The following is a 12,525-nucleotide window of genomic DNA, read 5'->3' on the forward strand; positions in this document are numbered from 1 at the left end:
GTTGGAATGAATGCACCCCGCACCGCGGCGCGCGCGCCGGTGACGTCGGCCCCGGTGACACATGTCGCATCGTCGCTGCTGACGGTGCAGACCAGCGGCGCCGGCTTTGTCGATATCAGCAGTGATGTCGCGAAATTCGTGGCCGAGGCCGGTGGCCGTGAGGGCGCGCTGACGGTGTTCGTGCGCCACACTTCGGCGTCGCTGACGATCCAGGAGAATGCCGATCCAACCGTGCTGGTCGATCTCACCACGGTCCTGAACCGCCTCGCACCCGAGAACGCCGGTTGGGCGCACGACACCGAAGGCCCGGACGACATGCCGGCGCACGTCAAGTCGATGCTGACCGCGACCTCGCTGCAGATCCCGGTGCTGCAGGGCCGCCTCGCGCTCGGCACCTGGCAAGGCATCTACCTGATCGAACACCGCCGCCGCCCGCACCGACGTGAAGTGGTGCTGCAGTTTCTGGGGACGACGGGATAGAGCCGTCCCTCAGTTACTTCGTCATTGCGAGCCAACGGGTCGGCGTTCCGCGTGACAGGCTCCGCGAAGCAATCCAGCTCCGTGCACTGCGCTCCTGGATTGCTTCGCTGCGCTCGCAATGACGCTGGGGCAGATTTCGGCGCAGACTGAAACAGCCGCAGCGCGCTCCCTCTCCCGCTTGCGGGTGAGGGCTGGGGTGAGGGCGCCCCAGGCACGATGCCGGCTGCAAACAAAACGGCCGCGGATTGCTCCGCGGCCGTTTGCGTGTTGGTCGACGGTCCGGCGCGCATCGGCCGGACCGCGCCAGATCAGGTCTTGCTGATGTCGACGTCCTTGGTCTCGGGCAGGAAGATCAGGCCGATGACCACGGTGATCGAGGCGAAGATGATCGGGTACCACAGGCCGGCGTAGATATCGCCGGTCGAGGCCACGATCGCGAAGGCGGTCGCCGGCAGCAGGCCGCCGAACCAGCCGTTGCCAATGTGATAGGGCAGCGACATCGAGGTGTAGCGGATGCGGGTCGGGAACAGTTCGACCAGCATCGCGGCGATCGGCCCGTAGACCATCGTGACGAACAGCACCAGGATGAACAGCAGTCCGATCACCGCCGCGGTGCGGGCTTTGAAGATGTCAAACGGGTTCGACATCTTGATGATGTCCGGGTTGCCGGCCTTCGGATAGCCGGCCGCCTGGATCGCCGCCAGCACTGCCGGGTTCGAGGTCTTGGCGTCGGTGTAGGGCACCTCGGTGCCGTTCACCACCACCTTGACGGGCGAGCCCGCCGGGGCCTTCGCGGTCGAGTACTTGACCGACGACTGCGATAGGAAGGCACGCGCGGTGTCGCAGGGCTTGGTGAAGACGCGGGTGCCGACGGGGTTGAACAGGTCGCCGCACTGCGCCGGGTCGGCCACGACCTCGACCTTGACGGTCTCGATCGCCTTTTCCAGCGCCGGGTTGGCGTTGGAGGTGATGCCCTTGAAGATCGGGAAGAACGACAGCGCCGCGATCGCGCAGCCGGCCAGGATGATCGGCTTGCGGCCGATCTTGTCCGACAGCCAGCCGAAGAAGATGAAGAACACGGTGCCGAGCAGCAGCGACCAGGCGATCAGGAGGTTCGACGTGTAGCCGTCGACCTTCAGGATCGATTGCAGGAAGAACAGCGCGTAGAACTGGCCGGTGTACCAGACCACGCCCTGACCCATGACGCCGCCGAGCAGAGCGATCAGCACGATCTTGGCGTTGCCCCAGTTGGCGAAGGCCTCGGTCAGCGGCGCTTTCGAACTCTTGCCCTCTTCCTTCATCTTCTGGAACACCGGCGATTCGTTGAGCCGCAGCCGGATCCAGACCGAGACGCCGAGCAGAACCACCGACACCAGGAACGGGATGCGCCAGCCCCAGGCGGCGAAGTTTTCCTCGCCGAGCACGGTACGCGTCGCCAGGATGACGATCAGCGACAGGAACAGGCCGAGCGTCGCCGTGGTCTGAATGAAAGATGTGTAATAGCCGCGTTTGCCGGGGGGCGCGTGCTCCGCCACGTAGGTGGCTGCGCCGCCATATTCACCGCCGAGCGCCAGGCCCTGCAGCAGGCGGAGGCAGATCAGGATGATCGGGGCCGCGATGCCGATCGTCGCCGCGTTGGGCAGCAGGCCGACGATGAAGGTCGACAGGCCCATGATCAAAATGGTGACCAGGAAGGTGTATTTGCGGCCGACAATGTCGCCGACCCGGCCGAACACGATGGCGCCAAACGGACGCACCAGGAACCCGGCGGCGAAAGCCAGCAGCGCGAAGATGTCCCGGGTGGCGGGCGGGTAGGCGCTGAAGAACTGCGCGCCGATGATCGCGGCAAGCGACCCGTAAAGATAAAAATCGTACCACTCGAAAACAGTACCGAGCGACGATGCGACAATGACGAAACGCTCGTCCTTTGTCATTCCGCCCGAACGCGACTGCGTCGCGGCATAAGTCGACATTAGCAAATACCTCCCTCTGACCAATGGAAACTGTTGTTGTTTTTGCTGTGCCGCGGCAGCAGACACAGTACGTTAGATGCAAGGTAACATCGTCGAGTTTGTCAGGCATTACGACTTTCGGCCTGTGTTCCGTCTCCGTTCTTGCGCTTGCTCAATGTTTTGGATCGCAAGTGAGGGCATGATGGTACGCGAAGGCAGCCGAACACGATTTGCCGAACACGATTTGCCGAACACGGACTTGCCGGACACGACTTGCCAGCCGTCGACCTTTGGGGCGACACTTCCTCTGACCTGCGCGCGCGCGGGCCTGAAATGCGAAACTGTTGATTATCGCTTGCGCACAAGGGACATCATGAGCACGCCCGCCAGCACGCATTTGATCATCGCCGACGACCATCCGCTGTTCCGCGACGCCCTGCGGCTCGCCGTTTCCAGTGTGGTGCCCGGCGCGAAAATCGGCGAAGTCGGTTCGTTCGAGGACCTCACCGCGCTGCTCGAGCGCGACGGCGACGTCGACCTCGTCCTGCTCGACCTGAAGATGCCGGGCATCAGCGGGTTCTCGGGGCTGATTTATCTGCGGGCCCAGTACCCGGCGATCCCGGTGGTGGTGGTGTCGGCCAGTGACGACGTCGAGACGATCCGCCGCTCGCTGGATTTCGGCGCCTCCGGCTTCGTGCCGAAGCGATTTGGCGTGGAAAAGCTCGGTGACGCGATCCTGCGGGTGCTCGACGGCGACGTCTGGGTTCCGCCGGATGTCGACCTGTCGGCCGCCGCCGACCCCGAGACCAGCAAGCTGCGCGACCGCCTGGTGACGCTGACGCCGCAGCAGGTGCGGGTGCTGATGATGCTGTCCGAGGGGTTGCTCAACAAGCAGATCGCCTACGAGCTCGGCGTCTCCGAAGCCACCATCAAGGCGCACGTCTCGGCGATCCTGCAGAAACTCGGCGTCGAAAGCCGCACCCAGGCGGTGATCGCCGCCGCCAAGATCTCCGGCAGCCAATGGCGCCAGGACGAACCGGTGGCGTGAAGGCGCGCTGACGGAAGGCTTGGGCGCCTCATCGGTCCCGGCCTATCAAGCTACACTTTTGCCTCTCACGCGTCATGGCCGGGCTCGTCCCGGCCATCCACGCCTTTCTCGTGTCTCCGTCAGCCAGGCGTGGATGCCCGGCACAAGAGCCTGTGCTCGGGCCGGCGAAGCCGGACCCGAGTGCCGGGCATGACGCGGCCGTCATTGCGAGCGAAGCGAAGCTGTCCAGCGCGGTGCACGGAGCTGGATTGCTTCGTCGCCTTCGGCTCGCAATGACGGGGAGGGGATGCAGCACTCCTCGATGCAGAACTACTCCGCCGCCACCACCGATTGCTGCGCGTGCCATTGGCTCAAGAGCGCGCGCAGCGATGCGGCCTTGACCGGCTTGTTCAGCACGGCGATCTCTTCCTGGCGGGCGGCGGCGCGGACGCCGGGGCTGCGGTCGGCGGTGATCAGGATCGCCGGCATCTGGGCGCCGAACCGGGCGCGGATGTCGCGGATGGCCGCGATGCCGTTGCCGCGGTCGAGGTGGTAGTCGACCAAGAGGCCGGTGACGCGGCGGCCCGCGGCTTCGATCGCGCGGATCGCCGCCTCCGGATCGGCGACCGCGATGACGCTGGCGTCCCATGTGGTGAGCAGCGTCTTCATGCCGTCAAGAATCGCCGGATCGTTCTCGATGCACACCACCAGGCTGCCACTCATCGACGACCGCGCCAGCGGCGTCGCGCTGGTCACGGCTGTGGTGTGGTTGACGACCGCCGCGACCGGCACCGTCACCGAGAAGCACGAGCCGCCGCCGCGATTGCCGTCGAGCGCGATGCCGTGGTTGAGCACCCGCGCCAGCCGCTCGACGATCGACAGGCCGAGGCCTAGGCCGCGGGCGATTCGGGCGCCCTGTTCGAGCCGGTGAAATTCCTTGAAGATCTCGCCGCGCTTGAGGATCGGCACGCCGACGCCGGTGTCGTAGATGCCGATCCGCAGCGACTGGCCCTGCCGCCGGCAGCCGACCAGCACGCGGCCCTGCGGGGTGTATTTGATCGCGTTCGAAATCAGGTTCTGCATCAGACGGCGCAGCATCAGCCGGTCCGACTGCACCGGCAGCGAGCACGGCACGAAGGTCAGCTTCAGGCCCTTGGCGCGCGCCGCCGGGGTGAACTCGATCTCCAGCGAGCGCATCAGGTCGCCGATCACGAAGTTGGACAGCGACGGCGTCATTGCCCCCGCGTCCAGCCGCGAGATGTCGAGCAGCGCGCCGATGATCTCCTCGATCGCTTCCAGCGATTCGTCGATGTTCTCCACCAGCCGTGAATCCTCGCCGCCGTTCTGGCGCTCGACCAGGCTGGTGGCGTAGAGCCGCGCAGCGTTGAGCGGCTGCAGGATGTCGTGGCTGGCGGCGGCGAGGAAACGCGTCTTGGAGATATTGGCTTCCTCGGCGGTGCTCTTGGCCAGCGCCAGCTGCGAGTTCAGCCGGGTCAGCTCCTCGGTGCGTTCCCGGACGCGGCGCTCCAGCGTGGCGTTGGCGCGCTCCAGCGCCTCGGCCGCCTCGAAGCTCGGCGTCACATCCGAGAAGGTGATCACCAGCCCGCCGTCGGGCATACGGTTGGCGCGGACTTCGATCACCAGATGCCGGTCGTGCAGCCGCTCCAGGAACGGCTCGCCCTCCGTCGTGTAGGAGGCGAGCCGCATCTGGGTCTGCGCTTCGGCGTCGGCCGGATTGCTGCTGGTGCTCGACAGGAATTCGAGGATCTCGATCAGCGGCACGCCGATCTGCACGATGTGCGGCGGCAGCCCGAGCAGTTCGCCGAACTGCCGGTTGGAGCAGATCAGCTGCAGACCCGGATTGAACACCGCGATGCCCTGGCGGACGTGGTTGAGCGCGGTCTGCAGGATCTCGCGGTTGAAATGCAGCGCCGCATGCGAATCGTCGAGCAGCTTCAGCGCCGCCTCGGCCGACACGGTGCGCTTGCGCAGCAGCAGCGACAGCACCAGCCGCGACGACGCCGCGCCGATTGACGAGGCGATCAGATGCTCGGCGTGTTTGAGGAGTTCAAAGTCCGCCGGCGCATTCGGATCGAGCGTCAGGCCGCGGCCGATCGCGAACGACCGGAACGACTCCCGGGCGCGTTCGGGGCCGAGATATTGGCCGACCGCCCCGACGATGTCCTGCACCGTCACCGTGGTGCGCCAGCGCCGAAATGCCGGCGTCATTGGCGTCAGCGTGTCGGGCACGAATACTTCGGCCTGCAGCCGGTCGATCGACGACGGCTGGCTCAGCAGCGACAGCGCCACATAGGCGAGCAGATTGAGCGACAGGCTCCAGACCACGCCGTGCACCAGCGGCGGCAGGTCGGTGCCGAACAGCGCCTGCGGGCGCAGCGTGTCAAAGCCCCACGGCCCGTGCTGCAACAGCAGCAGCCCGGCGGTGCTGCTTTCCATGAAACTCGGGATGAACAGCGTGTAGGCCCACACCGCGAAGCCGATCAGCATGCCGCCGATCGCGCCACGCGCGGTGGCGCGCCGCCACACCAGGCCGCCGAAGAACGCCGGCGCGAACTGCGCGATCGCCGCGAACGACAACAGCCCGATGGCGGCGAGCTGGGTGTTGCCGAGCGCCCGGTAGTAGAAATAGGCGAGGATCAGGATGGCGAAGATCGCGACCCGCCGCACCAGCAGCAGGAAGCCGCCGAAACTGCGCTGATCGTTGCGCGGCGCGCCGTGGCGCTTCAGCACCAGCGGCATCACCAGATCGTTCGACACCATCACGGCCAGCGCGACGCACTCGACGATCACCATCGCGGTCGCGGCGGAGAGGCCGCCGATGAACACCGCGAGGCTCAGCAGCGGGGCGTTAGCATCGATCGGCAGCGCGAGCACGAACATGTCGCTGTCGACCGCGCCGAACGGAAACCGCACCAGGCCGGCGAGCGCGATCGGAATCACGAACAGGTTGATCAGCACTAGATACAGCGGAAACAGCCAGCGGGCGCGGCTGACCTCGGCGTCGTTGGTGTTCTCGACCACGCCGACATAGAACTGCCGCGGCAGCATCAGGAAGGCGCAGAATGACAGCACCGTCATGGTGACGAAGGTGGCGGGCGACGGCGTCGATTCCAGCGCGCGCATTGCCTCCGGCATCTGCATCGCGCGTTCGATCAGCTCGGTCGGGCTGAACATCCAGAAGGTGACGAAGATGCCGGCGGCCAGGAACGCCACCAGCTTGACGATCGACTCGGTGGCGATCGCCAGCATCAGGCCGTGCTGGTGCTCGGTGGCACTGGCGCGCCGCGTGCCGAACAGCACTGCGAACAGCGCCATCGCCAGCGCCACGATCAGCGCGATATCGCCGACGATCGGGATATCGGCGATGTTGTGGTCGTCACCCAGGATGGTCTGCAGTGACGACGCCACCGCCTTGAGTTGCAACGCGATGTACGGCACCGAGCCGACGATCGCGATCAGCGCCACGGTGGCGGCGACCTTCTGGCTCTTGCCGTAGCGCGCCGCGATGAAGTCGGCGATCGAGGTGATGTTCTGCGACTTCGCCAATCGAATGACGCGACGCAGCAACGGCGTCCCCACCGCGATCAGCAGGATCGGGCCGACATAAATGGCGAGGAAGTCGGCACTGGTACGGCTGGCGAAGCCGACCGAGCCGAAGAATGTCCAGGAGGTGCAGTAAATCGCCAGCGAGAGCGGATAGATCAGCCCGCCGGCGCGTTCGCGTTGCTGCTGCGACAGCCGGTCGCCGATGCTGGCGATGTAGAACAGAAAGCCGATATAGGCGAGCGCCGCTGCGATCACGCCCCAATCGTGCAGCATCGTGGTGGTGCTCCCTTGCGTCGGGCGATTAGTCGGCCGCTCCTCGCTGATCGGATGCTGATCTGCCAGGAGCGGTTAGCAGTCTAATAGAGCTTGGAGCGCGAATGAAACAGAACCTGCGGGACACCGTATGAGCCCGGGCATGACGGGGAGGGGCGCAACTTCCATCGCATGAGCCAGTGCTATTCGAGACAAGCGACCCATGCAGAAAGGGCGCCTGCGGCAGGTTCATCCCGTCGCGAGCGCCCCGCTGAATTCAGGCCGCGCAGAGTGCGGCGGTTTACTCCGCCGCGATGGCCTTGGCGCCGAGCGGAAGGCCGAGTTCACCCCAGACCTGCACCAGCGCTTCGGCCAGCGCGTCGATCAGCTTGTCGTCGTGATACGGCGACGGCGTGATCCGCAGCCGCTCCAGGCCGCGCGCGACGGTCGGGTAGTTGATCGGCTGGATGTAGATGCCGTGCTGCTCGAGCAGCAGGTCGGAGGCCTTCTTGCACTTCTCGGCGTCGCCGACGAACACCGGCACGATGTGGGTGTCGGTCGGCATCACCGGAATGCCGGCATTGTTGAGCACCGCCTTGACGCGCGCGGCGCGGTCCTGATGGCGTTCGCGCTCCCAGGTCGAGGCGCGCAGATGCTTGATGGCGGCGGTCGCGGCGGCGCAGATCGGCGGCGGCAGCGCGGTGGTGAAGATGAAGCCGGGCGCGTAGGAGCGCACCGCGTCGATCACCTCGGCGCGGCCGGTGATGTAACCGCCAAGGCAGCCGAACGCCTTGGCCAAAGTCGCCTCGATGATGTCGATCCGCGCCATCACGCCGTCGCGCTCGGCGACGCCGGCGCCGTGCGCGCCATACATGCCGACGGCATGGACTTCGTCGCAATACGTCATGGCGTTGTACTTCTCGGCGAGATCGCAGATCTTCGCCAGCGGCGCGGTGTCACCGTCCATCGAGTACAGGCTCTCGAACGCGATCAGCTTCGGCCGGTCCGGGCCGGCGGCGATCAGCAGTTCTTCGAGATGCGCCGTGTCGTTGTGGCGCCACACCACGCGTTCGCAGCCCGACTGGCGGATGCCTTCGATCATCGAATTGTGGTTGAGCGCGTCGGACAGGATCAGGCAGTTCGGGATCAGCTTGCCGAGCGTGGAGAGGCCGGTCTGATTGCTGACGTAGCCCGAGGTGAACAGCAGGGCGGCTTCCTTGCCGTGCAGCGAAGCAATTTCCTGCTCGAGCTGCACCAACGGATGATGCGTGCCGGCGATATTGCGGGTGCCGCCGGCGCCGGTGCCGATCCGCGTGGTGGTCTCGACCATCGCGCCGATCACCTTGGGGTGCTGACCCATGCCAAGGTAGTCGTTCGAACACCAGATCACGACATCGCGAGGACCGGATGCGGAGTGCCAAAGCGCGTGCGGGAACCGGCCAGCAATCCGTTCGAGATCGGCGAACACACGGTAGCGACGCTCGTCATGCAGGCGGGTGAGAGCGTCCTGAAAGAACTGATTGTACTGCATCGCGAAGACCTGATTGAGAACGGACGAGGGTCGAGCAACGAAGGCTTGGAGCCGCTTAGGAGCCCATAGACGGCTATCTAATTAGAACCCTTCCACCAAGGATGTCGAGGCGCAATTGGACGATTTGTCTGCGCCCGCAGCGACCTATACTGCGCTTTGCGCAGGTCAAAGCTTGATACGGATCAATGATATGCAGCCAGGCTCTGGTTTGTCCGGGATCACTCGGACAAACGTCGGCTGGCCCTGAAGCGCAGCACGCCGTCGCCCTGGTGCACCAGGCTGAGACGGCCCTCCGCCAGCATGTAGTTGACGTGCGCAATCAGCTCGCCGGCGGCAAACCCGGTCTGATGGGCGTCGAGCACGTGTTTATGAAACACCACGGGGACCAGTTCGGCGGACGTTTTCGGCGCTTCGCGACAAGCGTCCGCGATCATGTCGCAACGTTCCTGGTGATGATCGGCGAGCTGCTTCATGCGGATGTTGACGCCGTAGAACGGCAGCCCGTGCCCGGGAAGTACCAAAACGTCGTCCGGCAATGCGGCCGCCAGCGCCGCCAGCGACTTTAAATAGGAGCCGAGCGCGTTCTCGTCGGGCTCGTGCGCCCAGACGCTGACATTCGGCGAGATCTTGCTCAGCACCTGATCGGCGGACAGGAACAGCTTGTCGGCGGCGCAATACAGCATCACCTGGTCGGGCGAGTGACCGGCGCCGGTGAAGATGCGAAACGTCCGTGATCCGATCTGAATATCATCGCCGGCGCTGAGGCGGCGGTAGGCGGCCGGCAACGGCACAGTCTTCTTCAGATAGTCCTGGCCACGGCCGAGCAGCTGTGCGGTGATCGCCTCGTCCATGCCGTGGCGCTGAAAGAACTCGCGCGAATTGACCACGCGCTCGTCGGTGCGGCGGTTCTGGTGATAGACGCCCTGCAGATATTCGATTTGCGACATATAGAACGGGCAGCGGAAGCGCTGCACGATCCATCCGGCCATGCCGACATGGTCGGGATGCGCGTGGGTGACGATCACGCGGCTGATAGCGAAGCCTTTCAGCGCGCCGGCGAACAGTGTTTCCCAGGCCTCGATGGTGGCATCGTTGCCGAAGCCGGTGTCGACCATCGCCCATCCACCGCCGTCGGCCAGCAGATAGATGTTCACATGGTTGAGCCGGAACGGCAGCTTGAGCCGCAGCCACAATACGCCAGGGGCGATCTCGACGGTCTGGTCGGGGCCGGGATGGCTTTCGAGCGGAAAGCGCAGTTCGTGGTGCGAATGGTCTAGGGCGTCGGTTTTCTTATGCATTTGGCGCAGGCTCCCACATCCGGCTTAACCGGACAAGCCCGGCTGCACCAGCCGAAAAACCGCCGGAGCGGCCCGCGCCAGCCGCGCACCGCCACATGAAAAAGGCCGGCGACCTCGCGGTCGCCGGCTCATTGTCACCGTCCGCGGCAGGATCAGGCGGCGCGGATGCTGACCAGGAAGCTGTCGATCTCGCCGCGCAGCATCACGGCCTCGTCGCGGAGCACCCCCGACGCCGCCAGCACCTGGGAGGCGGCCGAACCGGCCTGGCTCGACGCGGCGCTGACGCCCACGATATTGCCCGAAACCTCGGTCGTTCCTCCGGCCGCCTGCTGAATGTTGCGGGCGATCTCCCGGGTTGCGGCGCCCTGTTCCTCGACCGCCGCGGTGATGGCGGTGGTCACCTCGTTGATCGATGTGATGGTCTGGCCGATGCTTCGGATCGCCCCGACTGCAGAGCTCGTGACCCCCTGCATCGAGGCGATTTGCGAGCGGATCTCCTCCGTTGCCTTGGCGGTCTGGCTGGCCAGATCCTTGACCTCGGCTGCCACGACGGCGAAGCCGCGGCCGGCGTCGCCGGCGCGGGCGGCCTCGATGGTGGCGTTCAGCGCCAGCAGATTGGTCTGCGATGCGATGCTCTGGATCAGGTCGATCACCGCGCTGATCCGCTCGGCGTTGTCGGCCAGACCCTGCATCGTGGCGTCGGTCGCGCCGGCTTCCTGCACGGCGCGGTTGGCGATCTCGGCCGAGGCCGTCACCTGCCGGCTGATCTCGTTGATCGAGGACGACAGCTGATCGGTGCCGGACGCGACGGTCTGAACGTTGACCGAGGTCTGCTCGGCAGCGGAGGCCACCGCGGTGATCATCGCGCTGGAGCGTTCCGCGGTCGTCGCCATGCTTTGCGCGGTTTCCTGCATGGCGTCGGTCGAGGCCTGCAGCTTGGCCATGGCGGTCCGCACCGTCGCCTCGAAGTCGGCGATACGCGCTTCGATTCGGGCGGTGCGTTCGGCCTTGGCGGCGCGGTCCTTGTCCTGTTCGTCGCTCAGCGCCCGCGCCTTGATCATGTTGTCGCGGAACACTTCCAGCGATTCGGCCATCACGGCGATTTCATCGCGGCGGCTGCCGCGGTCGATCTCGGCGTCGAGATTGCCGGCGGACAGCGACTGCATCGAACGCTGCAGCCCTCCGATCCGGCGCAGGATGCTGCGGCCGACATACAGCCAGACGAACAGCGCCGAGCCGATCAGTGTCAAGGCGCCGAGGCCGATCATGATCCGGGTCGCCAGCGCGATCTGCTGCTGGGCTTCGGCCGCCGCGGCGCTGGTGTCGTTGCGGACGCTGTCGACCAGCTGCTTGACGCTGATGCCGAGGCCGGCATTGAGCTTGCGGGTCTCATCGAGGATCAGGTCGCTGTAGTCGCTGGCGTCGATCTCCTTCTGCCGCATCTTGAAGATGCTGGCTTTGCCGTCGCCGAGCGCCAGCAGCTTCTGCGCCGCCGCCTTGATGGCGGCGGAGGTCTCACCGGCCGGCAACGCTTCGATATTGGCATTGACCTGCTGGCTGGCCTGCTTGAACGAGGTCTCCACCGACTCCAGCGCATCGGCATCGCGCGCCGACAGCGCTGCCATCAGATTGGAGGCAGCGAGGTTGCTGAGCGCGATGACGTTGCCGAGCTGATCGATTCGGCGGCCGGCTTCGGTGGCGTCGTCCTGCGACAGATTGGTCGATGCCAGCACCGCATTCATCTGGGTTTGCGCATTCAGCATCGCCGGGTTGGCGACCGCGATGAACTCGTTATGCGACTGGCGCAGCGAGTCGTAGACCTTGTTATGGGTCTGGGCGAGATCCAGCCGTTCCTGCGCCGCGGCGCCGAGGCTGCGAATCGTGTCGGAGATGTTGCGCAGCGTCTCCGACATGGCGGCGACGACGGTTGGATTCGAGCCATAGCTGGTGAGCTCGGCGAGCTTTTCGGTGGCGATGCCTTGCGCCTGTTTCATCTGCGCCGACCGCTCTTTGAGCTGATCGGGAGTGGCCGACACCAGCAACATCGGCGCCAGGCTGGCGAGACGCTCGCTTTCGGTCGCAAGCTGCAGGCTGGCGGTCAGTTTGGGAATGTCGCGGCTGCTCAGCTCGGTCATGGTGACGCCCAAGCTTCGCAGGCTGACGCCGGCGCCGGCGCTGATCAGAATCGCCGTGCCGGCGATCACCGCAAAGGCTGCGAACAAACTGCCGCGAAGCCCAAGTTGCGGCATGCGAACGCGCAGGCGCGCGCCCTTACCTTGTCGTCCAAACATTCCCGCCCCCAAACACGCTTTCACACTGTCTTGGTTGTGACCAAGTCCAGTGCACTATCCGGGTAGGGAGTTACTTTTTTGTGCGATTTCGAGCGTACCGATTTGAGCAAACTTGCTGAAGCCTTAA

7 protein-coding genes are annotated in these 12,525 nt (G+C 65.4%); 2 read left to right on the top strand and 5 right to left on the bottom strand.

What is annotated here, in order from left to right:
* Positions 1-6: 6 nt before the first annotated feature.
* Positions 7-480 carry a secondary thiamine-phosphate synthase enzyme YjbQ gene (locus tag D4Q52_RS16925; RefSeq protein ID WP_119857743.1) on the top strand — a complete coding sequence of 158 codons (474 nt, stop codon included), beginning with the start codon at positions 7-9 and terminating at the stop codon, positions 478-480.
* 308 nt (positions 481-788) lie between these two features.
* On the opposite strand, the gene D4Q52_RS16935 is transcribed toward D4Q52_RS16925, so the two are convergent.
* Positions 789-2,453 (bottom strand): MFS transporter, encoded by a 1,665-nt coding sequence (locus D4Q52_RS16935; RefSeq protein ID WP_119857745.1) that lies wholly within the window; start codon positions 2,451-2,453, stop codon positions 789-791.
* A 352-nt stretch (positions 2,454-2,805) separates the two neighbouring features.
* On the opposite strand from D4Q52_RS16935, the gene D4Q52_RS16940 reads away from it, so the two are divergent.
* Positions 2,806-3,480, top strand: a complete 675-nt coding sequence (locus tag D4Q52_RS16940) for a response regulator transcription factor (RefSeq protein ID WP_119857746.1) — start codon at positions 2,806-2,808, stop codon at positions 3,478-3,480.
* Between the two features lie 309 nt (positions 3,481-3,789).
* On the opposite strand, the gene D4Q52_RS16945 is transcribed toward D4Q52_RS16940, so the two are convergent.
* The 4 genes from D4Q52_RS16945 to D4Q52_RS16960 form a co-directional block, all read right to left on the bottom strand.
* Entirely contained in the window at positions 3,790-7,299 is a 3,510-nt protein-coding gene (locus D4Q52_RS16945) for a PAS domain-containing hybrid sensor histidine kinase/response regulator (protein WP_119857747.1), read from the bottom strand.
* Between the two features lie 280 nt (positions 7,300-7,579).
* The gene (gene hemA / locus D4Q52_RS16950; protein ID WP_119857748.1) at positions 7,580-8,809 is read right to left on the bottom strand and encodes a 5-aminolevulinate synthase; all 1,230 of its coding nucleotides are present in this window, start codon (positions 8,807-8,809) and stop codon (positions 7,580-7,582) included.
* Positions 8,810-9,027: 218 nt separating this feature from the next.
* Complete coding sequence (locus D4Q52_RS16955) at positions 9,028-10,107, bottom strand: MBL fold metallo-hydrolase (protein ID WP_119857749.1); 1,080 nt, start codon at positions 10,105-10,107, stop codon at positions 9,028-9,030.
* Between the two features lie 152 nt (positions 10,108-10,259).
* Positions 10,260-12,398, bottom strand: coding sequence for a methyl-accepting chemotaxis protein (locus D4Q52_RS16960; protein ID WP_119857750.1), 2,139 nt, complete (start codon positions 12,396-12,398; stop codon positions 10,260-10,262).
* Between the last annotated feature and the right edge of the window lie 127 nt (positions 12,399-12,525).

This window comes from Rhodopseudomonas palustris, assembly GCF_003591005.1.
GTDB classification, from domain to species: domain Bacteria; phylum Pseudomonadota; class Alphaproteobacteria; order Rhizobiales; family Xanthobacteraceae; genus Rhodopseudomonas; species Rhodopseudomonas palustris_K.